The sequence below is a fragment of the Enterobacter sp. BIDMC 27 genome, from assembly GCF_000534415.1.
Taxonomy (GTDB): Bacteria; Pseudomonadota; Gammaproteobacteria; order Enterobacterales; family Enterobacteriaceae; genus Enterobacter; species Enterobacter hormaechei_C.
In genome coordinates this window covers 4,070,656-4,094,740 of sequence record NZ_KI973178.1, presented here as the reverse complement: position 1 = coordinate 4,094,740, position 24,085 = coordinate 4,070,656, and the positions used below count along the sequence as shown (strand labels likewise).

General features: G+C 54.7%; 23 protein-coding genes. 18 read left to right on the top strand and 5 right to left on the bottom strand.

Features of this window, described 5'->3' with window-relative positions; all coding sequences use genetic code 11:
* Positions 1 to 80: 80 nt before the first annotated feature.
* Genes yfcF through yfcD form a run of 3 tightly spaced genes read left to right on the top strand, consistent with a single transcriptional unit; the run spans position 81 to position 1,955 of the window.
* Positions 81 to 725 (top strand): glutathione transferase, encoded by a 645-nt coding sequence (gene yfcF, locus L463_RS03615; RefSeq protein WP_017692996.1) that lies wholly within the window; start codon positions 81 to 83, stop codon positions 723 to 725.
* Between the two features lie 56 nt (positions 726 to 781).
* The gene (gene yfcE / locus L463_RS03620) at positions 782 to 1,333 is read left to right on the top strand and encodes a phosphodiesterase (RefSeq protein WP_017692997.1); all 552 of its coding nucleotides are present in this window, start codon (positions 782 to 784) and stop codon (positions 1,331 to 1,333) included.
* A 55-nt stretch (positions 1,334 to 1,388) separates the two neighbouring features.
* Positions 1,389 to 1,955 (top strand): NUDIX hydrolase YfcD, encoded by a 567-nt coding sequence (yfcD, locus tag L463_RS03625; RefSeq protein WP_006811396.1) that lies wholly within the window; start codon positions 1,389 to 1,391, stop codon positions 1,953 to 1,955.
* A 3-nt stretch (positions 1,956 to 1,958) separates the two neighbouring features.
* Here the strand turns inward: yfcD and L463_RS03630 are convergent, their stop codons facing one another.
* Positions 1,959 to 2,978, bottom strand: coding sequence for a LacI family DNA-binding transcriptional regulator (locus tag L463_RS03630; RefSeq protein ID WP_017383439.1), 1,020 nt, complete (start codon positions 2,976 to 2,978; stop codon positions 1,959 to 1,961).
* A gap of 236 nt (positions 2,979 to 3,214) precedes the next feature.
* Between L463_RS03630 and L463_RS03635 the strand changes: the two genes are divergently transcribed.
* The 5 genes from L463_RS03635 (at position 3,215) to L463_RS03655 (ending at position 7,196) form a co-directional block, all read left to right on the top strand.
* Positions 3,215 to 3,658, top strand: coding sequence for a PTS sugar transporter subunit IIA (locus tag L463_RS03635; protein WP_032102737.1), 444 nt, complete (start codon positions 3,215 to 3,217; stop codon positions 3,656 to 3,658).
* A gap of 79 nt (positions 3,659 to 3,737) precedes the next feature.
* Positions 3,738 to 4,010 carry a PTS sugar transporter subunit IIB gene (locus tag L463_RS03640; protein WP_003861447.1) on the top strand — a complete coding sequence of 91 codons (273 nt, stop codon included), beginning with the start codon at positions 3,738 to 3,740 and terminating at the stop codon, positions 4,008 to 4,010.
* A gap of 21 nt (positions 4,011 to 4,031) precedes the next feature.
* Positions 4,032 to 5,423, top strand: a complete 1,392-nt coding sequence (locus tag L463_RS03645; protein WP_032102736.1) for a PTS ascorbate transporter subunit IIC — start codon at positions 4,032 to 4,034, stop codon at positions 5,421 to 5,423.
* Positions 5,420 to 6,250, top strand: a complete 831-nt coding sequence (locus L463_RS03650; RefSeq protein WP_015572264.1) for a transketolase — start codon at positions 5,420 to 5,422, stop codon at positions 6,248 to 6,250. Before L463_RS03645 ends, L463_RS03650 begins: the two co-directional genes overlap by 4 nt.
* Complete coding sequence (locus tag L463_RS03655) at positions 6,243 to 7,196, top strand: transketolase family protein (protein WP_015572265.1); 954 nt, start codon at positions 6,243 to 6,245, stop codon at positions 7,194 to 7,196. Before L463_RS03650 ends, L463_RS03655 begins: the two co-directional genes overlap by 8 nt.
* 108 nt (positions 7,197 to 7,304) lie before the next feature.
* On the opposite strand, the gene pta is transcribed toward L463_RS03655, so the two are convergent.
* Together pta and ackA are read right to left on the bottom strand one after the other, a co-directional pair.
* Complete coding sequence (pta, locus tag L463_RS03660; RefSeq protein WP_032102735.1) at positions 7,305 to 9,446, bottom strand: phosphate acetyltransferase; 2,142 nt, start codon at positions 9,444 to 9,446, stop codon at positions 7,305 to 7,307.
* Positions 9,447 to 9,521: 75 nt separating this feature from the next.
* Positions 9,522 to 10,724 carry an acetate kinase gene (gene ackA, locus L463_RS03665; protein WP_015572267.1) on the bottom strand — a complete coding sequence of 401 codons (1,203 nt, stop codon included), beginning with the start codon at positions 10,722 to 10,724 and terminating at the stop codon, positions 9,522 to 9,524.
* 337 nt (positions 10,725 to 11,061) lie between these two features.
* On the opposite strand from ackA, the gene yfbV reads away from it, so the two are divergent.
* The 4 genes from yfbV to L463_RS03685 all read left to right on the top strand — a co-directional run bounded on the left by yfbV (position 11,062) and on the right by L463_RS03685 (position 14,683).
* The gene (gene yfbV, locus L463_RS03670) at positions 11,062 to 11,517 is read left to right on the top strand and encodes a terminus macrodomain insulation protein YfbV (RefSeq protein WP_017383434.1); all 456 of its coding nucleotides are present in this window, start codon (positions 11,062 to 11,064) and stop codon (positions 11,515 to 11,517) included.
* Between the two features lie 92 nt (positions 11,518 to 11,609).
* On the top strand, positions 11,610 to 12,104 hold the full coding sequence (locus L463_RS03675; protein WP_003861461.1) for a YfbU family protein: 495 nt from the start codon (positions 11,610 to 11,612) through the stop codon (positions 12,102 to 12,104).
* A gap of 11 nt (positions 12,105 to 12,115) precedes the next feature.
* Entirely contained in the window at positions 12,116 to 12,775 is a 660-nt protein-coding gene (locus L463_RS03680; RefSeq protein ID WP_003861463.1) for a sugar phosphatase, read from the top strand.
* A gap of 75 nt (positions 12,776 to 12,850) precedes the next feature.
* Complete coding sequence (locus L463_RS03685) at positions 12,851 to 14,683, top strand: SLC13 family permease (RefSeq protein ID WP_017693001.1); 1,833 nt, start codon at positions 12,851 to 12,853, stop codon at positions 14,681 to 14,683.
* A gap of 80 nt (positions 14,684 to 14,763) precedes the next feature.
* Here L463_RS03685 and yfbR read toward each other — a convergent pair whose 3' ends face one another.
* Positions 14,764 to 15,363 carry a 5'-deoxynucleotidase gene (gene yfbR / locus L463_RS03690; RefSeq protein ID WP_003861468.1) on the bottom strand — a complete coding sequence of 200 codons (600 nt, stop codon included), beginning with the start codon at positions 15,361 to 15,363 and terminating at the stop codon, positions 14,764 to 14,766.
* Between the two features lie 116 nt (positions 15,364 to 15,479).
* Positions 15,480 to 16,694, bottom strand: a complete 1,215-nt coding sequence (gene alaA / locus L463_RS03695; RefSeq protein WP_003861471.1) for an alanine transaminase AlaA — start codon at positions 16,692 to 16,694, stop codon at positions 15,480 to 15,482.
* A gap of 937 nt (positions 16,695 to 17,631) precedes the next feature.
* On the opposite strand from alaA, the gene lrhA reads away from it, so the two are divergent.
* The 6 genes from lrhA (at position 17,632) to nuoF (ending at position 24,061) form a co-directional block, all read left to right on the top strand.
* Entirely contained in the window at positions 17,632 to 18,570 is a 939-nt protein-coding gene (gene lrhA / locus L463_RS03700; protein ID WP_032102733.1) for a transcriptional regulator LrhA, read from the top strand.
* A gap of 631 nt (positions 18,571 to 19,201) precedes the next feature.
* Complete coding sequence (nuoA, locus tag L463_RS03705) at positions 19,202 to 19,642, top strand: NADH-quinone oxidoreductase subunit NuoA (RefSeq protein WP_003861475.1); 441 nt, start codon at positions 19,202 to 19,204, stop codon at positions 19,640 to 19,642.
* Between the two features lie 15 nt (positions 19,643 to 19,657).
* A complete protein-coding gene (nuoB, locus tag L463_RS03710; protein WP_003861482.1) occupies positions 19,658 to 20,332 on the top strand; it encodes an NADH-quinone oxidoreductase subunit NuoB in 675 nt (224 codons plus the stop codon).
* A gap of 89 nt (positions 20,333 to 20,421) precedes the next feature.
* Entirely contained in the window at positions 20,422 to 22,224 is a 1,803-nt protein-coding gene (gene nuoC, locus L463_RS03715; RefSeq protein ID WP_003861484.1) for an NADH-quinone oxidoreductase subunit C/D, read from the top strand.
* 2 nt (positions 22,225 to 22,226) lie between these two features.
* Positions 22,227 to 22,727, top strand: a complete 501-nt coding sequence (gene nuoE / locus L463_RS03720; protein WP_006176513.1) for an NADH-quinone oxidoreductase subunit NuoE — start codon at positions 22,227 to 22,229, stop codon at positions 22,725 to 22,727.
* Positions 22,724 to 24,061: an NADH-quinone oxidoreductase subunit NuoF gene (gene nuoF, locus L463_RS03725; protein ID WP_003861487.1), complete on the top strand. Its 1,338-nt coding sequence runs from the start codon at positions 22,724 to 22,726 to the stop codon at positions 24,059 to 24,061. The genes nuoE and nuoF overlap by 4 nt, the downstream gene beginning before the upstream one ends.
* Positions 24,062 to 24,085 lie beyond the last annotated feature (24 nt).

Below are 24,085 nucleotides of genomic sequence, written 5' to 3'. Positions count from 1 at the left end.
AAATCGTGAGTTTTCATCAAGTGACAGCGAGGCAAAGAGATTATATGTTGAGTGAAAACCGATCAGCCGATGAGGATGTTATGAGCCAGCCTGTAATAACGTTGTGGTCCGATGCGAACTTTTTTTCTCCTTATGTCATGAGCGTTTATGTGGCGCTGGCAGAAAAGGGGCTTACTTTTAGTCTGAAAACCGTCGACCTGGACAGCGGCGAACATCTGAAGCCCCAGTGGCAGGGCTACGCGCTCACTCGCCGAGTCCCTGTGCTGGAGATCGACGGTTTTGAGTTGAGTGAATCCTCGGCGATTGACGAGTATCTTGAGGACCGCTTTGCCCCGCCAGAGTGGGAACGCATCTATCCTCACGATCTGCAAAAGCGCGCCCGCGCTCGCCAGATCCAGGCATGGCTGCGTAGCGACCTGGTGCCGATTCGCACAGAACGCTCTACGGATGTGGTGTTCGCTGGCGTCAAAAAGCCCGCCCTCAGCGAGGAAGGCTTATCCAGCGCCCGGAAGCTGATCGAAACTGCGTCATCGCTGCTGGCGCAGGGTAACCCCAACCTGTTTGGCGAGTGGTGTATTGCCGACACCGATCTGGCGCTGATGCTCAATCGCCTGATCCTCAATGGCGATGACGTCCCACAGCTGCTGGTGGATTACGCCACATTCCAGTGGCAACGCGCGTCGGTACAGCGCTATCTGGCACTCTCTGCTAAGCGCGCGGGCTGATAAGACGGGGCGCTTGAGGTATGATAGGGGCAGTCTGAATTCCTGAGGAGTAACTGATGAAACTGATGTTTGCGTCGGATATTCATGGATCGCTGCCCGCGACCGAACGCGTGCTTTCTCTGTTCGCCCAAAGCGGGGCGCAATGGCTGGTGATCCTGGGCGACGTGTTAAACCACGGCCCACGCAATGCGTTGCCGGAAGGCTATGCTCCCGCGCAGGTGGCGGAAAAACTTAATCATTTTGCCTCGCGCATTATCGCCGTTCGCGGCAACTGTGACAGCGAAGTTGACCAGATGCTGCTGCATTTTCCCATCACCGCTCCCTGGCAACAGGTGTTGATGGAAAACAGCCGTTTGTTCCTGACCCACGGGCACCTGTTCGGCCCGGATAACCTGCCGTCACTCGCCGCTGGCGATGTCCTGGTTTATGGTCATACTCATATTCCGGTGGCGGAAAAACGCGGGGCGTTTTATCACTTTAATCCCGGGTCTGTCAGCATTCCTAAAGGCGGCAATCCGGCAAGCTACGGCATGTATGAAGACGGGACATTAAGCGTTATCGCACTTAATGATCAGCAAGTTATTGCGCAGATAGCGATTAATCCGTAAGTTACACCACAACTGCAAACGCGCCGAAAGAGCGCTTAGACGAGAAGGTTTCCCGATGGTGGAGCAGAATCATTTGGCAAGTACTGAGTGGGTTGACATTGTCAGCGAAGAGAATGAAGTGATCGCGCAGGCCAGCCGCGAACAAATGCGTGCGGAGCGTCTGCGTCACCGCGCGACTTACATCGTTGTTCATGACGGCATGGGCAAGATTCTGGTCCAGCGTCGCACCGACACCAAAGATTTTCTTCCTGGTATGCTGGATGCCACAGCGGGTGGCGTCGTGCAGGCCGATGAAGTATTGCTGGATTCCGCGCGTCGTGAAGCGGAAGAAGAGTTAGGTATCGCTGGCGTGCCGTTTGCCGAGCACGGACAGTTTTATTTCGAAGATGAGCATTGTCGCGTCTGGGGCGGGCTGTTTAGCTGCGTTTCCCACGGACCTTTCGCCTTGCAGGAAGAGGAAGTGAGCGAAGTGTGCTGGATGACGCCGGAAGAGATCACTGCGCGTTGCGACGAGTTCACGCCAGATTCCCTTAAAGCACTGGCGCTGTGGATGACCCGCAACGCCAAAAACGAATCCGCTAAGCCGGAAAATAAGGCAGAAAAAGAGGAAGAGGCTGAGTAAGCCTTAACAGCTTTCCCGCAGACACAGGCTGGACGCGATGGGTTTATGATCGCGCCAGTCTCCGTCATTCAGACGTTCCAGTAACGCTTTTCCGGCTTCAATCCCAATCTTGCGATGCGGTACTGCCATCGTTGTCAGCGGCGGCTGACAGACGCGGCTGACGTCGCTGTCGCCAAAGCCCACGACCGCTAAATCGTCCGGCACTTTGATGCGCCGACGCTGGCACTCATACAGCGCGCCGCAGGCCAGTTCATCTGATACGCACACCAGCGCATCCAGTTCCGGCCACGCCAGCAGGAACTCTGGCAGTTGTGCCGCGCCGGTGGAGAAGTTCGGCGGCATGGCGGCATTAATCACTCTGTTCGGCGACAGGTGGTGGCGCAGCATCGCCTTGTACCAGCCCTGCAAATGCTGCTGAAAAATCCACTGCTCCTGGTTAGCGCACAGTAGGCCGATATTCTGGTAGCCACGCTGAATCACCATCTCGGTAAGTTCATACATGGCGGCGACGTTATCAATCCCGATATTCATATCAATCGGATCGGCACGCATTGCACCCATTTCCATCACCGGGATAGAGGCGTTTTTCAGCCAGTGGCGTACGGTATCGGAGTGCTCGACGCTGAGCAGTATCGCTGCGGCGATATTTGAGGCCAGCAGCGTTTCGAGCAGTTTCTCTTCCTGTTCAAGACGATGCTGAGATTCAGCCAGCATGATCTGATATCCGGCTGGCTGGAGCACCTGCTGTAGCCCGGCGAACATCTCGGAACAGCCAGCTTCGGAAAGGTTGGGAACTACCATCGCGATCGTCCATGACGACGCCGATGCCAGTGCGCTGGCGGCAAGATTGGGCATATAACCCAGCTCCTGCACCGCGGCTTCAATTTTTTCACGCAGTTTATCGGAAACCTGTTCGGGCGTGCGGAGGGCACGGGAAACAGTCATCGTGCCTACGCCGGCAAGCTGTGCGACATCCGCGAGCGTTACTTTTCCGGTACTGCGCCGTTTTCGGGTTAAAGACATACATCTTCCTGCTGACAGGACGCGATTCAGTTTCATCCTTCATTTTACGTGACAGGCAGTATACGCCTTAAATCCCTTTTTTTGCTGTGATTTCGCACCATGATAGCAATTTGATAGCGCTATCACAGTTCTGCATGTTAGTCGTTGGTAGCGCTATCTTTGTGATCGCGATCGCAGTCATTGATTGATGGGTTGAATAGAGTTTGCCCATGTCTGGTCTTTAGCGGGAGTGAAAAATGCTCAAAAAGTGGATATATGATACAACCATCATCCTACAGGATAGCGTTGAAAGCTGGCCCCACGCGCTGGAACTGTGCGCGAAACCGCTGCTGGATTTGCAGGTCATTGCGCCGGAATATGTCACGGCTATCATCGAGCAGCACCAGACGTTAGGTCCCTACTATGTGCTGGCTCCAGGGCTGGCAATGCCGCATGCGCGACCGGAAGAAGGGGCGAAAGGACTTGGCCTGTCATTATTAAAACTGAAACAGGGCGTCTCTTTTGGTGCCGGTGAGTTTGACCCCGTCGATGTGATTGTGATGCTGGCGGCGCCGGACAAGCATAGCCATATCGAAATGATCTCAGCCTTAGCAGAATTATTTTCCAGCGACGAAGATATGGCTGAATTACATCGGGCGAATACGCTGGAGGAGATAAAAACCGTTATCGATCGCTTCTGATTTAATTATTTAATCCGATTCATCTCAACATTACGCGTCAGCGTGATGGGGCGTACTCTACTCAAAAAAGGGGATAACAATGAAAATCATGGCTATTTGCGGCTCCGGCCTGGGCAGCAGTTTTATGGTCGAAATGAATATTAAAAAGGTGCTCAAAAAACTGGAAATTGAGGCCGAGGTTGAACACTCCGATCTCTCCTCGGCCACGCCGGGCGCGGCGGACCTGTTTGTAATGGCGAAAGACATTGCCGCCAGCGCCAGCGTGCCGGAAAGCCAGCTGGTGGTAATCAACAATATCATCGATATCAACGAACTCGAAGCGCAGCTGCGCGCCTGGTTCGAAAGACAATAATCCTGATAAGGCGAGGTGGATATGTTTATCCTTGAAACGCTGAATTTCGTTGTTGATATTTTAAAAGTCCCTTCAGTGCTGGTCGGGTTAATTGCTCTGATTGGTCTTGTGGCGCAGAAAAAAGCCTTTTCGGATGTGGTAAAAGGCACAATTAAAACCATTCTCGGCTTTATTGTACTGGGCGGCGGCGCAACTGTGCTGGTGGGCTCTTTAAATCCGCTCGGCGGTATGTTTGAGCACGCCTTTAATATTCAGGGCATTATTCCAAACAATGAAGCTATTGTGTCGATTGCCCTGGAAAAATATGGCGCTTCCACCGCGCTCATTATGGCCTTCGGGATGGTGGCGAATATTATTGTCGCGCGCTTTACCCGCCTGAAGTACATCTTCCTCACCGGGCATCACACCTTCTACATGGCATGCATGATTGGCGTGATCCTGACGGTTGCAGGCTTCGAGGGGGTCGGGCTGGTCTTTACCGGTTCGTTGATCCTCGGCCTGATTATGGCCTTCTTCCCGGCGATTGCGCAGCGCTATATGAAGCGTATTACCGGCAACGATGAGATCGCCTTCGGTCATTTCGGTACGCTGGGCTACGTGCTGTCCGGCTGGATTGGCAGCAAGGTCGGGAAAGGCTCGCGCTCCACCGAAGAGATGAACCTGCCGAAGAACCTTAGCTTCCTGCGTGACAGTTCAATCTCCATCTCCCTGACCATGATGATTATCTACCTGATCATGGCGGTGAGCGCCGGACGTGAGTACGTGGAGACCACCTTCAGCGGCGGCCAAAACTACCTGGTGTACGCCATCATTATGGCCATCACCTTCGCGGCAGGCGTGTTCATCATCTTGCAGGGCGTGCGCCTGATTCTGGCGGAAATTGTCCCGGCCTTTACCGGCTTCTCGGAAAAACTGGTGCCCAATGCGCGGCCTGCGCTGGACTGTCCGGTGGTCTATCCGTATGCGCCAAACGCGGTGCTGATTGGCTTCCTGTTTAGCTTCCTCGGCGGAATTGTGGGCTTGTTCATCTGCGGCCAGTTTAGCTGGGTGCTGATCCTCCCGGGGGTGGTGCCGCATTTCTTCACCGGCGCAACGGCGGGCGTATTTGGTAACGCCACCGGCGGACGTCGCGGGGCGATGATTGGCGCCTTTGCTAACGGCCTGCTGATCACCTTCCTCCCGGTCCTGCTGCTGCCCGTTCTGGGCGCAATTGGCTTTGCGAATACGACCTTCTCGGACGCTGATTTTGGTGCGGTCGGGATTGTGCTGGGCAACCTGGCACGCTTCCTGTCGCCGCTTGCCATCACCGGACTGGTTGTTGTGTTGTTCGCGCTGCTGGTGGCCTACAACGTCTTCGCTAAAAACAAACCTGCCAGCGGTAACGCGCAGGAAAACCCCGGAGCCAAATCATGAATGAGAATGAAATAACCGACCTGGCGCGTCAGATCCGCCTTGAGACGCTGAAATCCCTTACGCAGCTGGGTTTTGGGCACTACGGTGGCAGCATGTCAGTCGTTGAAACGCTGGCCGTTCTGTACGGCGCGGTGATGAAAATTGACCCGGCCGATCCGGACTGGCCAGAGCGCGATTACTTTGTGCTGTCGAAAGGCCATGCGGGGCCGGCGCTGTACAGCACGCTGGCGATTAAGGGCTACTTCCCGATTGAAGAGCTGAGCACGCTGAACCAGAACGGGACGCGTCTGCCAAGTCACCCGGATCGCCTGAAAACACGCGGCGTGGATGCCACCACCGGTTCACTGGGGCAGGGGATCTCCATCGCTGGCGGCATGGCGCTGTCGCACAAGCTGGCAGGAAGGCCAAACCGGGTGTTTTGCATCGTTGGCGACGGAGAACTGAATGAAGGGCAGTGCTGGGAAGCCTTCCAGTTTATCGCTCACCATCGACTGAACAACCTGACGGTATTCGTGGACTGGAACAAACAGCAGCTCGACGGCGAGCTGGACGAAATCATCAGCGCCTTCGACCTGGAAGGCAAATTCCGCGCCTTTGGTTTTGACGTGGTGACGGTGAAAGGGGATGACATTCCGGCGCTGCTGGAGGTGACCGCGCCGATTCCTGAGGCTGATGCGCGTCCGCGGGTGGTGATCCTCGACAGCATTAAAGGGCAGGGGGTGCCATACCTTGAACAGCTCAGCAACTCGCATCACCTGCGATTAACCGAGGAGAGCAAAGCGGCGCTTAACGAGACGATTCGCCAACTGGAGGCTTCACATGATTAAGGTTGCACCGACAGGACAGAAAGATGCCGTTGAGATGCGTAAGGTCTACGCGGGTTTTGTGGCAAAACAGATTGAGGCCGGGAGCGAGATCATTGCGCTCGAAGCGGATCTGATGAGTTCGATGGCGATGGACGGCGTAGCGCGTGATTATCCACAGCACGTCATCAACTGCGGAATTATGGAGGCCAACGTGATTGGGACGGCCGCCGGGCTGTCGCTCACCGGACGTAAGCCGTTCGTTCATACCTTTACCGCTTTTGCCAGCCGTCGCTGCTTTGACCAGCTGTTTATGTCCCTGGACTACCAGCGCAATAACGTGAAGGTGATTGCCTCGGATGCGGGCGTGACGGCCTGTCACAACGGCGGGACGCATATGTCGTTTGAGGATATGGGCATCGTGCGCGGTCTGGCGCATTCAGTGGTGCTGGAGGTGACCGATGCGGTGATGTTCGAAGATGTGCTGCGTCAGCTCATCGACCTGGAAGGCTTCTACTGGGTAAGGACCATCCGTAAACAGGCGCCGAGCGTGTATGCCCCGGGGTCAACCTTCACCATCGGCAAGGGCAACGTGCTGCGCGAGGGAACCGATATTACCCTGATTGCTAACGGCATTATGGTGGCGGAAGCGCTGGAGGCGGCGCGCCAGCTGGAGCAGGAGGGGGTAAGCGCAGCGGTCATCGACATGTTTACCCTGAAGCCCATCGATCGGATGCTGGTGAAAAACTATGCCGAGAAAACCGGGCGTATTGTGACCTGCGAAAATCACAGCATTCACAACGGGCTGGGGTCGGCGGTGGCGGAAGTGCTGGTGGAAACCTGTCCGGTGCCTATGCGGCGGGTGGGGGTGAAGGAACGGTATGGTCAGGTGGGTACGCAGGACTTCTTGCAGAAGGAGTATGGCCTGACGGCACATGACATTGTGTCGGCGGCGCGGGAGCTGCTGTAATAAAAAAGGCGACCATTTGTGGTCGCCTCTCTTGCCGGATGGCGCTTCGCTTATCCGGCCTACAAAACCGTAGGCCCGGTAAGCGCTAGCGCCACCGGGCTTTTTAGCTTACTGCTGCTGCGAAGACTGGATCGCGGTCAGCGCGATGGTGTAGACGATATCGTCAACCAGCGCACCACGGGACAGGTCGTTCACAGGTTTGCGCATGCCTTGCAGCATTGGCCCGATGGAGATCAGGTCTGCTGAACGCTGTACCGCTTTATAGGTGGTGTTACCGGTGTTCAGATCCGGGAAGATGAACACGGTAGCGCGACCTGCAACCGGCGAGTTCGGCGCTTTGGATTTCGCCACGTCAGCCATTACCGCGGCATCGTACTGGAGCGGGCCGTCGATCATCAGATCCGGACGTTTTTCCTGTGCAATGCGGGTCGCTTCACGGACTTTCTCTACGTCACTACCTGCACCAGAGGTGCCGGTGGAGTAGGAGAGCATCGCGACGCGTGGTTCGATACCGAAGGCAATCGCGGAGTCCGCAGACTGGATAGCGATTTCTGCCAGCTGCTCTGCGGTTGGGTCCGGGTTGATCGCGCAGTCGCCGTAAACGTAAACCTGTTCAGGCAGCAGCATGAAGAACACGGAGGAGACCAGAGAGCTGCCCGGTGCAGTTTTGATCAGCTGCAACGGTGGACGGATGGTGTTCGCGGTGGTGTGAACCGCACCGGAAACCAGACCGTCAACTTCGTCCTGCTCCAGCATCAGCGTACCCAGCACCACGTTGTCTTCCAGCTGCTCGCGCGCAACGGCTTCGGTCATGCCTTTGTTCTTACGCAGCTCAACCAGACGGGCAACGTAGCTTTCGCGGACCACGTCAGGATCAACGATTTCGATGCCCGCGCCGAGCTCAACGCCCTGAGACGCCGCAACGCGGTTGATCTCACCCGGGTTACCCAGCAGCACACAGGTCGCGATACCGCGCTCTGCACAGATGGCTGCCGCTTTAACGGTACGTGGTTCGTCGCCTTCTGGCAGAACCACGCGTTTGCCCGCTTTACGCGCCAGCTCGGTCAGCTGGTAACGGAAGGCTGGAGGAGACAGACGACGGCTGCGCTCGGAGGTCGCCGTCAGGGATTCGATCCAGTCTGCGTTGATGTAGCCCGCAACGTATTCCTGAACTTTCTCGATACGCTCGTGGTCATCAACCGGCACTTCGAGGTTGAAGCTTTGCAGGCTCAGGGAGGTCTGCCAGGTGTTAGTGTTCACCATGAAGACTGGCAGGCCAGTGGCGAACGCACGTTCGCACAGCTTGCTTACGCGTGGGTCCATCTCGTAGGCACCGGTCAGCAGGATCGCGCCGATCTCCACGCCGTTCATCGCGGCCAGACAGGCTGCAACCAGCACGTCCGGACGGTCTGCGGAGGTTACCAGCAGGGAACCTGCACGGAAGTGCTCCAGCATGTGTGGAATGCTACGTGCGCAGAAAGTTACGGACTTCACGCGGCGGGTGTTGATATCGCCTTCGTTGATCACGGTGGCGTTCAGGTGGCGCGCCATATCGATTGCACGGGTGGCAATCAGATCGAAGCTCCATGGCACCGCGCCCAGAACTGGCAGCGGGCTGGAATCCTGCAACTTAGCCGGGTCAACTTTAATGACTTTCGCTTTGGAAGAGTCGTCAAAAATTTCGGACAGGTCAGGACGCGTACGGCCCTGCTCATCTACTGGCGCGTTCAGCTTGTTAACAATCACGCCGGTGATGCTGGTGTTTTTCGCACCGCCGAAGCTGCTGCGCGTCAGTTCGATACGCTCTTTCAGCTGCTCTGGGGTATCCGTGCCCTGAGACATCACGAAAACAATCTCTGCGTTGAGGGTTTTCGCGATTTCAAAGTTCAGAGACTGGGCAAACTGGTGTTTACGGGTCGGGACCAGGCCTTCAACCAGCACCACTTCCGCGTCCTGCGCGTTTGCGTGGTAGTTGGCAATGATCTCTTCCATCAGCACGTCTTTCTGGTTGCTGGAGAGCAGAGATTCAACGTGGCTCATCTTCAGCGGTTCAGCCGCTGGCAGATTGGAGTTCTTGCGAACGATGGTGGTGGTCTGGTCTGGCGCATCGCCACCGGCACGTGGCTGGGCGATAGGCTTAAAGACGCTCAGACGAACGCCTTTGCGTTCCATAGCGCGGATCACGCCGAGGCTGACGCTGGTCAGGCCGACGCTGGTTCCGGTAGGGATCAGCATAATAGTACGGGACACGGTTTATCCTCTTTCGTTACCGCCGCGTTGGGCGGGTTACAAAACAGCACCGCCAGCATTGCTGGCGGTGTGGAATCAGGCAGTCAGGCGGTGCGCGTCTTGCGCGATGACCAGCTCTTCGTTAGTTGGGATAACGATAGCAGGGCGGGTGCCTTCTTTGTTGATGAAGCCAGACTTGCCGAAGCGGGCAGCCAGGTTACGCTCATGATCAACTTCGAAGCCCAGAACGCCCAGTTTGCCCAGGGACAGTTCACGTACCATTGCCGCGTTCTCACCGATACCGCCGGTGAAGATAACAGCATCCAGACGGCCTTCCATCAGCGCGGTGTAAGAACCGATGTACTTCGCCAGACGGTGGCAATAAACGTCCATTGCACGTTTAGCGTCAGCTTTTTCTGCGTAGTTGTCTTCAACGTAACGGCAGTCGCTGGTGACCTCGGTCAGGCCCAGCAGGCCAGACTCTTTGGTCAGCATTTTGTTGATGTCGTCAACGCTCATGCCCAGGGTGTCGTGCAGGTGGAAGATGATCGCCGGGTCGATATCACCGGAACGGGTACCCATCACCAGACCTTCCAGCGGGGTCAGACCCATAGAGGTGTCAACACACTTCCCGTTGCGGATAGCGGAAACAGAACCACCGTTGCCCAGGTGGCAGGTGATGATGTTGACTTCTTCAACCGGCTTGTTCAGCACTTTTGCGGCTTCCTGAGTCACATAGAAGTGGCTGGTACCGTGAGCGCCGTAACGACGGACGCCGTGCTCTTTGTACAGGCTGTATGGCAGAGCATAGAGGTAAGACTCTTCCGGCATGGTCTGATGGAACGCGGTATCAAACACGGCCACGTTTTTATCTTTCAGACTCGGGAAGGATTTCAGTGCTTCAGCGATACCGATCAGGTGAGCCGGGTTATGCAGCGGTGCGAAAGACGCAGAGTCTTTGATACCCTGGATCACGGAGTCGTCGATTACCACGGAACTGGTGTATTTTTCGCCGCCGTGGACGATACGGTGACCAATTGCGGTCAGCTGAGCAGACAGTTCTGGTTTTTGTGCCAGAATAGTGTTAACGATAAAGTTCAGCGCTTCACTGTGAGCGGCGCCTGCACCTAAAGCCGCTTCTTGTTTGCTGCCGTCCATCTTCCACTTGATACGTGCTTCAGGCAGATGGAAACATTCGGCCAAACCAGAGAGGTACTCGTCACCGTTGAGCGCATCGATGATGGCGAATTTCAGTGAGGAGCTACCGCAGTTCAGAACCAGTACTAACTTACTCGACATGGAAGTACCTATTATTGATACGTGGCTAAAAAAACGTCAGTGAGTCTAAAAGCGTAACGCATGCTGACCCAGACATTTATGATTAACATCATGCCAAACAAACATTCTGGCAGGATGGAAGAAATACCTATGATTTTAAGCCATTTTGAACATTTTTCAGACAATGGCATAATATGCGATAATTTGACGAGTTAACGCTTATCGTCTACGGCCCTATCAGGCTGGCACAGGATACCCGATACGGGGTAGCGATGACAAAATATTTTGAACGTTGTCATAGCCTGTTGTGGTTTTGCACGAAAATTTTAATTTTTATATGTGAAGTTGAGGTACAGCCATGTCGACACCCGAAATCCCGTCCGTGAACTTTTTTAGTCTGTTTCGTCGGGGACAGCATTACGCAAAGACATGGCCGATGGAAAAGCGCCTCGCGCCCATGTTTATTGAAAATCGCACTATTCGCGCCACGCGCTATGCGATTCGCTTTATGCCCCCGATTGCCGTTTTTACCCTGTGCTGGCAGATAGCGTTAGGTGGACAGCTTGGCCCTGCCGTCGCGACGGCGCTTTTTGCGTTAAGCCTGCCGATGCAGGGGCTATGGTGGTTAGGCAAACGTTCCGTCACGCCACTTCCGCCTTCTGTTTTACACTGGTTTTATGAAGTGCGTGGAAAACTGGAGGAGGCGGGCCAGGCGCTGGCACCGGTTGAAGGCAAGCCAGACTATCAGGCGCTGGCGGATACCCTCAAGCGTGCGTTTAAACAGCTTGATAAAACATTCCTCGATGACTTGTGATTGATCATCGAAACGACGACCAAAAGAAGGCACAGTAACAATCAGTTACCGTGTCTTTTTTTTACAGTGCAATGCGCTACAGGAGTCGAAAGATGGAAATGACCCATGCTCAACGTCTGATTTTGTCTAACCAGTACAAGATGATGACTATGCTTGATCCCGATAACGCTGCGCGCTACAGCCGCCTGCAAACCATTGTTGAACGTGGTTTTGGCTTGCAGATGCGCGAACTGGATCGCGAATTTGGCGAACTGAAAGAGGAAACCTGCCGTATCGTTATCGACATCATGGAGATGTACCATGCGCTGCATGTGTCCTGGACCAATCTGAAGGACCAGCAGACCATTGACGAGCGCCGCGTGACGTTCCTGGGCTTTGATGCTGCGACGGAAGCGCGCTATCTGAGCTATGTACGCTTTATGGTGAATACCGAAGGGCGTTACACCCATTTTGATGCGGGTACGCACGGCTTCAACGCCCAGACCCCGATGTGGGATAAGTATCAACGTATGCTGAGCGCGTGGCACGCCTGTCCGCGTCAGTACCATTTAAGCAGCAACGAAATTCAACAAATCATTAATGCCTGACGGAGGTGTGTGTGCAGTGTAAAGGTTTTCTGTTTGATCTGGACGGTACGCTGGTGGATTCGCTACCGGTGGTGGAGCGCTCGTGGTGCCACTGGGCCGACCGGCATGGCATCGACCATCAGGACGTACTGAATTTCATCCATGGCAAACAGGCCATTACCTCATTGCGGCACTTCCTTGCGGGACGTTCTGAGGAAGAGATTCAGGCGGAGTTCCGCTATCTTGAGCAGATTGAAGCTACCGATACCGAAGGCATCACCGCGCTGCCCGGTGCGCGTGAACTGCTTGAGCACCTGAATGAAGCGCAGATCCCGTGGGCTATCGTCACCTCCGGCTCGGTTCCCGTCGCGCATGCCCGTCATAAGGCGGCAGGTTTACCGACGCCGGACGTCTTCATTACCGCTGAGCGCGTGAAGCGCGGCAAGCCTGAACCGGATGCGTTTCTGCTCGGCGCAGAACTGCTTGGCCTTGCGCCAGCGGAGTGCGTGGTGGTGGAAGACGCGGCGGCAGGCGTGCTGGCCGGGCTGAACGCCGGAAGCCACGTCATTGCCGTTAACGTCCCGGCGGGTTCCCCCCGGCTGGAAGAGGCGGATTTCGTGCTTAACACCCTGACCGCCATCGACGTCTCGAAGGCGTCAGACGGAGTTGTAACCGTCTCGCTAAAAATGTAATCCCATGATATAGCCCCGCATTACCGGGGCTTTTTTATGGCAGAATTGCTTCTCCTCCACTGACAAGGACATGTTGTGAACGGTGAACTGATTTGGGTCCTGAGCCTGCTGTTAATCGCCATCATTCTTTTTGCCACGGGCAAGGTGCGCATGGATGCCGTCGCCCTGTTTGTGATTGTCGCATTCGTTCTGAGCGGTACCCTTTCCCTGCCGGAAGCCTTTTCCGGGTTTAGCGATCCCAACGTTATTTTGATTGCCGCCCTGTTTATTATTGGCGACGGGCTGGTACGCACCGGCGTGGCGACGATGATGGGGTCGTGGTTGGTTAAGGTGGCGGGCAGCAGCGAAACCAAAATGCTGATTTACCTGATGCTGACGGTCGCCGGGCTGGGCGCGTTTATGAGCTCTACGGGCGTCGTGGCCATCTTTATTCCGGTCGTGCTGAGCGTCTGCATGAGGATGCAGATCTCCCCGTCGCGGCTGATGATGCCGTTGAGCTTCGCCGGGCTCATCAGCGGCATGATGACGCTGGTCGCAACGCCGCCGAACCTCGTCGTGAACAGCGAACTGATCCGTGAGGGGCTTGAGGGGTTTAGCTTTTTCAGCGTTACGCCGATCGGGCTGGTGGTACTGGTGATGGGCATTATCTATATGCTATTGACCCGTTTCGCGCTGAAAGGGGAGAAGCAGGATAAAGCCAAAGAGGGCTGGAAGCGGCGCTCTTTCCGCGATCTGATTAAAGAGTATCGTCTGACCGGGCGTGCCCGACGTCTGGCTATCCGCCCGGGATCGCCCATGGTGGGGCAGCGGCTGGATGACCTTAAGCTACGCGAACGCTATGGCGCGAACGTCATCGGGGTTGAGCGCTGGCGTCGTTTTCGTCGGGTGATCGTTAACGTGAACGGGGTGTCAGAGTTTCGCGCGCGTGACGTCCTGCTGATTGATATGTCCACCGCAGACGTGGATCTGCGGGAGTTTTGTAGCGAGCAGCTGCTGGAGCCGATGGTCCTGCGCGGCGAGTATTTCTCTGACCAGGCGCTGGATGTGGGAATGGCCGAGGTGTCGCTGATCCCGGAATCGGAGTTATTGGGTAAAACCGTGCGTGAAATCGGCTTTCGTACCCGCTATGGCCTCAACGTGGTGGGCCTGAAGCGCGATGGCGTAGCCCTTGAAGGGGCGGTGGTGGATGAGCCGATCCTGCTGGGGGATATCTTCCTCGTGGTCGGCAACTGGAAACTGATTAGCCAGCTCGGGCAGAAAGGCCGCGATTTTGTGGTGCTGAATATGCCGATTGAAGAGAACGATGCATCACCGGCGCACAGCCAGGCGCCCCATGCGATTTTTTGCCTGGTATTGATGGTCGCGCTGATGCTGACGGACGAGATCCCTAACCCGGTGGCGGCGATAATCGCCTGTCTGTTAATGGGCAAATTCCGCTGTATTGACGCCGAAAGCGCTTACAAAGCGATTCACTGGCCGAGCATCATTCTCATCGTCGGGATGATGCCCTTCGCCCTGGCGCTACAGAAAACCGGCGGGGTGGATTTGATCGTGAAAGGCTTAATGGACGCGGGCGGGGGATATGGTCCGTACCTGATGATGGTTTGCCTGTTCGTCATGTGCGCCACCATTGGTTTGTTCATCTCCAATACCGCAACGGCGGTGCTGATGGCGCCCATTGCGCTGGCGATGGCAAAATCGATGGGCGTTTCGCCGTATCCGTTTGCGATGATGGTTGCGATGGCGGCGTCCGCGGCATTTATGACGCCGGTCTCTTCCCCGGTCAATACGCTGGTGCTGGGGCCCGGGAATTATAGGTTCAGTGATTTCGTGAAGCTGGGTGTGCCGTTCACCGTGCTGGTGATGGTGGTGTGCGTGGTATTGATACCGGTCCTGTTTCCGTTCTGAGCATTTTGCCGGGTGGCGGCAACGCCTTACCCGGCCTACAACCCCGTAGGCCCTGCAAGCGCAGCGCCGCTGGGCGAAAATCAGAGTGGCGAATCCTGGCTAATCTCATCCAGCGACAAATGGAAGCTCGGCACAAACACGCGCATAAAGTAGTCCATCTCTTCGCTGCGACGGGATTCCAGCGTTTTTTCCAGACGCGTTTTTGCCAGTAAAAATTCGTTATTCCCGGCGGATAACTCTTCCAGACACTTCAGGTAGGCGCACAGCGCATCGGCCTGCTTAACCAGGGATTTCTCCTCTTCCGTATACTGATGCTCATCGATCAGCGGCCCGAAGATATCGCGCAGCTCTTCAGGCACCATGTCGATCAGCTTCTGCTGGGCAATCTTCTCAATGGCCTTATATTCCTGGGCAATCTGCGAGTTGAAATATTTCACCGGCGTAGGCAGATCCCCGGTCAGCACTTCCGATGCATCGTGATACATCGCCAGCAGGGCGATACGTTCGGCATTCACCTGCCCGTTGAATTTGCGGTTTTTAATCGCGGCCAGCGCGTGCGCGACCATGGCAACCTGCAAACTGTGCTCAGACACATTTTCAGTACGCACATTGCGCATCAGCGGCCAGCGGTTGATGAGTTTCAGGCGGGAGAGGTGGGCAAAGAAATGACTCTGACTCATAGGTTACCTTATGTCTTCACTGCGACAGACTTCATTGTGCGGGGAGGGGAGGGAAGATGCAAATTTGCGGATGGTGAAGCCGGGTAAGCGCAGCGCTACCCGGCGGAAAGCCAGCGTTACTGATGGTACCCGGAGAGGAAGCGCCCGAAGCGGCTGATGGCCATCTCGAGATCGTCTTCGCGCGGCAGCGTCACGATACGCACGTGGTCCGGCCACGGCCAGTTAAACGCCGTCCCCTGAACCAGCAGCACTTTTTCTTGTAGCAGGAAGTCGAGCACCATTTTCTGATCGTCGTGAATATTGAAGCGCTTCGCGTCGATTTTCGGGAACATATACAGCGCGCCGTTAGGCTTCACGCAGGAGACGCCCGGAATATCATTAATCAATTCCCATGCGCGGTTGCGCTGTTCATACAGGCGGCCGCCTGGAACGATAAACTCGCTGATGCTTTGATAGCCGCCGAGAGCTGTCTGGATCGCATGTTGCGCCGGTACGTTGGCGCACAGACGCATGGATGCCAGCATCTCCAGCCCTTCAATGTAGCCTTTCGCATGTTTTTTCGGACCGTTCAGTACCATCCAGCCCTGACGGAAACCGGCAACGCGGTAAGTTTTAGACAGTCCGTTAAAGGTGACCGTCAGCAGATCGGGCGCCAGCGCGGCGATAGAGTGGTGCTGCGCCGCGTCGTACAGGATCTTGTCGTAAATCTCGTCGGCAAAGATGATCAGGTTGTGCTGGCGGGCGATCTCGACGATCTCCATCAGCAGCTCTTTTGAATAGACCGCACCCGTCGGGTTATTCGGGTTAATGATCACGATACCCCGGGTGCGCGGGGTAATTTTGGCGCGAATATCATCCAGATCCGGGAACCAGTCAGAGGATTCGTCGCACAGGTAGTGCACCGCTTTACCGCTGGACAGGGACACCGCAGCCGTCCACAGCGGATAATCCGGGGCAGGAACCAGCATTTCATCGCCGCTGTTCAGGAGCGCCTGCATCGCCTGAACGATCAGCTCCGAGACACCGTTGCCAATGTAGATATCTTCAACGGTGACGTCGCGCATACCGCGAGCCTGATAGTGCTGCATGATGGCTTTACGGGCGGAATAAAGCCCTTTTGAATCGCAGTAGCCTTGTGCAGTGGGCAGGTTACGGATCACATCCACCAGGATCTCATCCGGCGCTTCAAAACCAAATGGCGCGGGGTTGCCGATGTTGAGTTTCAGAACCTTATTGCCTTCCTCTTCAAGGCGTTTTGCCTCTTTTAGTACCGGGCCACGGATGTCGTAACAGACGTTGTCGAGCTTGCTGGATTTTTCGATAGGGGACATGAACCTTTAACCTTTTCGCTATTATTGCAACTTCCTGCCGTGGAAGTGAGCACGGAACAATGTACTCCCACCGCGCTTCGTTTTGAAGGGCGCACAGAAGAAGATTTCGTCCAACCGGGCAATGCCGCGGTGATCGCTTACTCTAACGACGGAGTGATTTTGTGCCTGAATTTATCGTGATAAAGAGGGGTGTTGGGTTGTTTGTGCTAAAAATTTCATATAAAGATGGATATTATTCTGGAATAAATAAAAAGACGATTCTGGCTGATGCATTAGTCCCCCTGAGTGACCATTCGTAAAACCTGAATGCTGAGATACCGATTGCCATATTAGCAAAGCCAGGTTAAAAGTTACTCATGTGAAATTAATGTTAAGGGTTATTAATGAATGGCCTGAATCTAAATTAAACTTTATTTATTATTAACGACGAAAATGCAACTTTCGTTAATTTTAATAAAAAGAGTGTAGTTGCTTATCATTGGCGGTAAATCCTTAATATTGCAATAAGACTTATAAATATAGTGGATTTGGGTTAAGATGTGTTTCGGGAATGCAGCATAGCGATAGGCCTGTTACGTATATCGGATACTGCTTTCCTGTATTAATCGATTGTTATTGTTAAAATTATCTCTGGCTGATTGGGTAAGTCACATCTTGCTACGTTGCCAACGCTGCGATATAGATGGCAGAAAACATGTCTTACTCTTTATGGTATTAACATCGACCTGCAAACAACGAAATATCCTGGACGCAAGAGAATAAAAATAACGTCATGAAACGTGATTTCTGACTGGTGATATACCGCAGTACAATAACTATCTGTCAGGCAGTCTGCCGGGCCGGGATGCGAGGGAAACTCTTCAGAAGGAATTGCTTAACTGTTACACACAGCTTCAACCCGGGCAGCTCCGCACGAGCAACCTGAAAGTGAAAAGATATGATAAATGCAAATCGTCCGATAATGAATCTCGACCTCGATCTGCTGAGAACGTTTGTTGCGGTCGCCGATCTCAACACTTTTGCAGCAGCTGCTGCCGCCGTTTGCCGTACCCAGTCCGCCGTGAGTCAGCAAATGCAGCGGCTGGAACAACTGGTTGGTAAAGAGCTTTTTGCGCGTCATGGACGTAATAAGCTTTTAACAGAACATGGTATTCAGCTTCTGGGTTATGCCAGAAAGATACTGCGCTTTAATGATGAAGCCTGTATGTCATTAATGTTTAGCAACCTTCAGGGAGTGTTAACATTAGGGGCGTCAGATGAATCAGCAGATACCATTTTACCCTTCCTTCTCAACCGAATTAGCTCGGTTTATCCGAAGCTTGCCTTGGACGTTAGCGTTAAACGCAATGCCTTCATGGTTGAGATGCTGAAAGAAAACGAGGTTGACCTGGTGGTCACCACGCATCGACCTGGCCAGTTTGACAGCCTGACGCTGCGTACTTCTCCAACGCACTGGTACTGTGCCGCGGAGTATGTATTGCAGAAAGGTGAGCCGATACCCCTGGTCCTGCTGGACGATCCGAGTCCGTTCCGCGATATGGTGCTGGCTGCGCTCAACGAAGCCAGTATTCCATGGCGCCTGGCGTACGTGGCGTCAACCTTGCCCGCAGTGCGAGCGGCGGTGAAGGCCGGGCTTGGCGTAACGGCCCGTCCGGTGGAGATGATGAGCCCCGATCTGCGTGTGCTGGGTCAATCCGAGGGACTCCCGTCGTTGCCGGATACGGAGTACCTGCTGTGCCATAACGCCGCCAGCAACAACGAGCTGGCAAAAGTGGTGTTCGAGGCAATGGAAAACTACCACAATCCATGGCAGTACGCGCCTGTTACTCCCGAAGGAGGGGACGACTCCCTGATCGTGGAAGGGGATTTTGAGTGATCATTCCCTCAAAATTCTCGTAACAAAATGTAAGTGCAAAAAAGAGCCACTCGCGTGATTTTTTCCTGCGAGTGGTTTTTTTTGCTATTCATAACCGTGAACGGAGCAGGGATAAAGCAAATACCGCTTATTTATCAATGCAGAAAATGTTTTTGGTTAAGATGTAAACAATACCTGTTCTAACTTACCTCATACCCCGCCGATGTTAAAAAAACAGGAAATATGTTGCTGTTTTTTGGATTGAATTAACAAAAGCGTGTCTCAGATCAAGAAAATACTCCCATTTAGGGGGAGGAATCGTTGGCAAATCCTGTCAAAATAGGAGGGTTATTTTTTTTACTTCCAAAACGGACACGATTCAACAAGATGCATTTGACGGAAAGTCATGTACCCACCAGGGTTAAAGGGCACCAAATGTTAATGAGAATCGCACGTTGTAATTTAATGTGAAGAAACCTTTGTTAAAGTTGACAAAAGGTTATAGAAAGGAGTAAAAAACCCCATCATTTTGCTGTCTATGTCTCATTTCTGACAGTTAGTGTAAGGTTATTTTGTTCCTCCCCATGAATCGATGTGATGCCCATCTGCCAGCAAGAGCAGTGTCGTCGGTATCACTTTTGATGAGTAAGCAATGAGTATGTCAACATCCACAGAAGTCATCGCTCATCACTGGGCATTCGCAATCTTTCTTATTGTAGCCATTGGCCTGTGCTGCCTGATGTTAGTCGGCGGCTGGTTCCTGGGCGGTCGCGCCCGCGCAAGGCACAAAAACACACCTTTCGAATCAGGTATTGATTCAGTAGGTACCGCTCGCTTACGCCTGTCTGCCAAGTTCTACCTGGTAGCCATGTTCTTCGTCATTTTTGACGTGGAAGCGCTTTACCTCTTCGCGTGGTCTACCTCCATTCGCGAAAGTGGTTGGGTGGGCTTTGTCGAGGCCGCAATTTTCATTTTAGTGTTACTGGCCGGTCTGGTTTATCTGGTGCGTATTGGCGCGCTGGACTGGACACCTGTGCGTTCACGCCGTGAACACATCAACCCGGAAAACAGTATCTCTAATCGTCAGCAGTAACAGCGAGGCAATAAGATGGATTATACGCTCACCCGCATAGATCCTAACGGTGAGAATGACCGTTACCCCCTGCAAAAACAGGAGATCGTAACCGACCCCCTGGAGCAAGAAGTCAACAAAAGCGTGTACATGGGCAAGCTCGAACATGCCATGCACGACATGGTCAACTGGGGTCGTAAGAACTCCATCTGGCCATACAACTTTGGCCTTTCTTGCTGCTACGTTGAAATGGTGACGTCATTCACTGCGGTGCATGACGTTGCGCGTTTTGGGGCCGAGGTACTGCGTGCTTCTCCACGTCAGGCTGACCTGATGGTGGTGGCCGGGACCTGCTTTACCAAGATGGCACCGGTTATTCAGCGTCTTTATGACCAGATGCTGGAGCCAAAATGGGTTATCTCCATGGGCGCATGTGCAAACTCCGGCGGTATGTACGACATTTATTCCGTTGTGCAGGGCGTTGATAAGTTCATTCCGGTGGATGTGTACATCCCGGGCTGCCCGCCGCGTCCAGAGGCCTATATGCAGGCGCTGATGCTGCTCCAGGAGTCAATTGGTAAAGAACGCCGCCCGCTTTCATGGGTTGTTGGCGATCAGGGTGTCTATCGCGCGAACATGCAGTCTGAGCGCGAGCGTAAACGTGGTGAACGTATTGCCGTCACCAACCTGCGTACGCCTGACGAAATTTAATTTGCGCCTGTGGGCCTGGAGAACACCTTCGCATATCACTACTCAAATAGCGCGAAGCCAGGCTTAACAGTCACCACGGACCATTTGCAATGGTGAACAATATGACCGACTTAACCGCGCAAGAAGCCGCCTGGCAGACCCGGGATCATCTCGATGACCCCGTCATTGGCGAACTGCGCAACCGTTTTGGGCCGGATGCCTTTACTGTTCAGGCCACCCGCACCGGGGTACCCGTTGTTTGGGTGAAGCGTGAGCAATTACTGGAAGTTGTCGATTTCCTCAAGAAATTGCCAAAACCTTACGTCATGCTGTTTGACTTACACGGCATGGACGAACGTCTGAGAACGCACCGCCAGGGTCTCCCTGCTGCGGATTTTTCCGTTTTCTACCACCTGATCTCAATAGACCGCAACACCGATATCATGCTCAAGGTGGCATTGTCTGAAAACGACATGCATCTGCCGACGATCACCAAACTTTTCCCGAACGCCAACTGGTACGAGCGTGAAACCTGGGAAATGTTCGGCATGACCTTTGACGGTCACCCGCATCTGACGCGCATTATGATGCCGCAGACCTGGACCGGCCACCCGCTGCGTAAAGACTACCCGGCACGCGCCACTGAATTCGACCCGTTTGAGCTGACCAAAGCCAAGCAGGATCTGGAGATGGAAGCGCTGACCTTCAAGCCGGAAGACTGGGGCATGAAGCGCGGCACCGAAAACGAGGACTTCATGTTCCTCAACCTCGGTCCAAACCACCCCTCTGCGCACGGTGCATTCCGTATTATCCTTCAGCTTGACGGTGAAGAAATTGTCGACTGCGTCCCTGACATCGGCTACCACCACCGTGGTGCCGAGAAGATGGGCGAGCGTCAGTCCTGGCACAGCTACATTCCGTACACCGACCGTATCGAATACCTCGGCGGCTGCGTGAACGAAATGCCATACGTGCTGGCCGTTGAGAAGCTGGCAGGCATCACCGTCCCGGATCGCGTTAACGTGATTCGCGTGATGCTGTCTGAACTGTTCCGTATTAACAGCCACCTGCTGTACATCTCCACGTTCATTCAGGACGTCGGCGCGATGACGCCGGTCTTCTTCGCCTTTACCGACCGTCAGAAAATCTACGATCTGGTGGAAGCGATTACCGGTTTCCGTATGCACCCGGCCTGGTTCCGCATCGGCGGTGTGGCGCACGATCTGCCACGCGGCTGGGACCGTCTGCTGCGTGAATTCCTCGACTGGATGCCGAAACGTCTGGCGTCTTACGAGAAAGCCGCGCTGCGTAACTCCATCCTGAAAGGCCGTTCTCAGGGCGTTGCTGCCTACGGCGCGAAAGAAGCGCTGGAGTGGGGAACCACAGGTGCAGGTCTGCGTGCGACCGGGATTGATTTCGACGTGCGTAAAGCCCGTCCTTACTCTGGTTACGAGAACTTCGACTTTGAAGTCCCGGTTGGCGGCGGCGTATCCGACTGCTATACCCGCGTGATGCTGAAAGTGGAAGAGCTGCGCCAGAGCCTGCGCATCCTTGAGCAGTGCCTCAACAACATGCCGGAAGGCCCGTTCAAGGCGGATCACCCGCTGACGACGCCGCCACCGAAAGAGCGCACGCTGCAACATATCGAAACCCTGATCACCCACTTCCTGCAAGTTTCCTGGGGCCCGGTCATGCCGGCACAGGAATCCTTCCAGATGATTGAAGCGACCAAGGGTATCAACAGCTACTACCTCACCAGCGACGGCAGCACCATGAGCTACCGCACCCGCGTGCGTACGCCAAGCTTCGCGCACTTGCAGCAGATCCCGGCCGCCATTCGCGGCAGTCTGGTCTCCGACCTGATTGTGTATCTGGGTAGTATCGATTTTGTTATGTCAGATGTGGACCGCTAATTATGCACGAGAATCAACAACCACAAACCGAGGCTTTTGAGCTGAGTGAAGCAGAGCGTGCCGCCATTGAGCACGAGATGCACCACTACGAAGACCCACGTGCGGCGTCCATTGAAGCGCTGAAAATCGTACAGAAACAGCGTGGTTGGGTGCCGGATGGGGCGATCTACGAGATCGCAAAAGTGCTGGGTATTCCGGCGAGTGACGTAGAAGGCGTAGCCACGTTCTACAGCCAGATCTTCCGTCAGCCGGTAGGCCGCCATGTGATCCGCTACTGTGACAGCGTGGTCTGCCACATCACCGGTTATCAGGGCATTCAGGCTGCGATTGAGAAGAAACTCAATATCAAGCCGGGCCAGACCACCTTCGACGGACGCTTTACTCTGCTGCCAACCTGCTGCCTGGGTAACTGCGACAAGGGGCCGACCATGATGATTGATGAGGACACTCACAGCCATCTGACGCCGGAAGCGATTCCTGACCTGCTGGAGCAGTACAAATGAAAACTGTAATTCGTACTGCTGAGACGCATCCGCTGACCTGGCGTCTGCGTGATGACAAACAGCCGGTCTGGCTCGACGAATATCAGAGCAAAAACGGCTATGCCGGCGCGCGTAAAGCCCTCGGCGGCATGGCGCCGGACGACATCGTTAACGCGGTGAAAGAGTCTGGCCTGAAAGGCCGCGGCGGCGCGGGCTTCTCCACCGGTCTGAAGTGGAGCCTGATGCCGAAAGATGAATCCATGAACATCCGTTACCTGCTGTGTAACGCCGATGAAATGGAGCCGGGTACCTATAAAGACCGCCTGCTGATGGAACAGCTGCCGCACCTGCTGGTGGAAGGCATGCTGATCTCCGCGTTCGCGCTGAAAGCGTACCGTGGCTACATCTTCCTGCGCGGTGAATACATCGAAGCGGCTGAAAACCTGCGTCGCGCGATTGCCGAAGCCACTGAAGCCGGTCTGCTGGGTAAAAACATCCTGGGCACCGGGTTTGACTTCGAGCTGTTCGTGCACACCGGTGCCGGACGTTATATCTGCGGTGAAGAAACCGCGCTGATTAACTCCCTGGAAGGCCGCCGCGCGAACCCGCGCTCCAAGCCACCGTTCCCGGCAAGCTCCGGCGTATGGGGTAAACCGACCTGCGTAAACAACGTCGAAACCCTGTGTAACGTTCCTGCGATTCTCGCCAACGGCGTGGAATGGTATCAGGGCATCTCTTCAAGCAAAGATGCCGGAACCAAGCTGATGGGCTTCTCCGGTCGCGTTAAAAATCCTGGCGTCTGGGAACTGCCGTTCGGTACCACCGCGCGCGAAATTCTTGAAGACTACGCCGGCGGCATGCGCGATGGCCTGAAATTCAAAGCCTGGCAGCCGGGTGGGGCAGGGACTGACTTCCTGACCGAAGCCCACCTTGACCTGCCAATGGAGTTCGAAAGCATTGGTAAAGCAGGCAGCCGTCTGGGTACGGCGCTGGCGATGGCCGTCGACCACGAGATCGGCATGGTATCCCTGGTGCGTAACCTGGAAGAGTTCTTCGCCCGCGAGTCCTGCGGCTGGTGTACACCGTGCCGTGATGGTCTGCCGTGGAGCGTGAAGATCCTGCGTGCTATCGAACGTGGCGAAGGCCAGCCTGGCGATATCGAGACACTTGAGCAACTGTGTCGATTCTTAGGGCCAGGTAAAACCTTCTGTGCCCACGCACCGGGCGCCGTCGAGCCGCTGCAAAGCGCGATTAAATATTTCCGCGACGAATTCGAAGCAGGCATCAAGCAGCCGTTCAGCAATACCCATTCGATCAATGGTATTCAGCCGAACCTGCTGAAAGCGCGCTGGTAAAAACAGAATTTTGATTAACGCTCG

Coding starts and splice junctions, on each gene's coding strand:
- yfcF (WP_017692996.1), top strand. CDS start 81: ATGAGCCAGCCTGTAATAACGTTGTGGTCCGATGCGAACTTTTTTTCT.
- yfcE (WP_017692997.1), top strand. CDS start 782: ATGAAACTGATGTTTGCGTCGGATATTCATGGATCGCTGCCCGCGACC.
- yfcD (WP_006811396.1), top strand. CDS start 1,389: ATGGTGGAGCAGAATCATTTGGCAAGTACTGAGTGGGTTGACATTGTC.
- L463_RS03630 (WP_017383439.1), bottom strand. CDS start 2,978: ATGTCTTTAACCCGAAAACGGCGCAGTACCGGAAAAGTAACGCTCGCG.
- L463_RS03635 (WP_032102737.1), top strand. CDS start 3,215: ATGCTCAAAAAGTGGATATATGATACAACCATCATCCTACAGGATAGC.
- L463_RS03640 (WP_003861447.1), top strand. CDS start 3,738: ATGAAAATCATGGCTATTTGCGGCTCCGGCCTGGGCAGCAGTTTTATG.
- L463_RS03645 (WP_032102736.1), top strand. CDS start 4,032: ATGTTTATCCTTGAAACGCTGAATTTCGTTGTTGATATTTTAAAAGTC.
- L463_RS03650 (WP_015572264.1), top strand. CDS start 5,420: ATGAATGAGAATGAAATAACCGACCTGGCGCGTCAGATCCGCCTTGAG.
- L463_RS03655 (WP_015572265.1), top strand. CDS start 6,243: ATGATTAAGGTTGCACCGACAGGACAGAAAGATGCCGTTGAGATGCGT.
- ackA (WP_015572267.1), bottom strand. CDS start 10,724: ATGTCGAGTAAGTTAGTACTGGTTCTGAACTGCGGTAGCTCCTCACTG.
- yfbV (WP_017383434.1), top strand. CDS start 11,062: ATGTCGACACCCGAAATCCCGTCCGTGAACTTTTTTAGTCTGTTTCGT.
- L463_RS03675 (WP_003861461.1), top strand. CDS start 11,610: ATGGAAATGACCCATGCTCAACGTCTGATTTTGTCTAACCAGTACAAG.
- yfbR (WP_003861468.1), bottom strand. CDS start 15,363: ATGAGTCAGAGTCATTTCTTTGCCCACCTCTCCCGCCTGAAACTCATC.
- alaA (WP_003861471.1), bottom strand. CDS start 16,694: ATGTCCCCTATCGAAAAATCCAGCAAGCTCGACAACGTCTGTTACGAC.
- lrhA (WP_032102733.1), top strand. CDS start 17,632: ATGATAAATGCAAATCGTCCGATAATGAATCTCGACCTCGATCTGCTG.
- nuoA (WP_003861475.1), top strand. CDS start 19,202: ATGAGTATGTCAACATCCACAGAAGTCATCGCTCATCACTGGGCATTC.
- nuoB (WP_003861482.1), top strand. CDS start 19,658: ATGGATTATACGCTCACCCGCATAGATCCTAACGGTGAGAATGACCGT.
- nuoC (WP_003861484.1), top strand. CDS start 20,422: ATGGTGAACAATATGACCGACTTAACCGCGCAAGAAGCCGCCTGGCAG.
- nuoE (WP_006176513.1), top strand. CDS start 22,227: ATGCACGAGAATCAACAACCACAAACCGAGGCTTTTGAGCTGAGTGAA.
- nuoF (WP_003861487.1), top strand. CDS start 22,724: ATGAAAACTGTAATTCGTACTGCTGAGACGCATCCGCTGACCTGGCGT.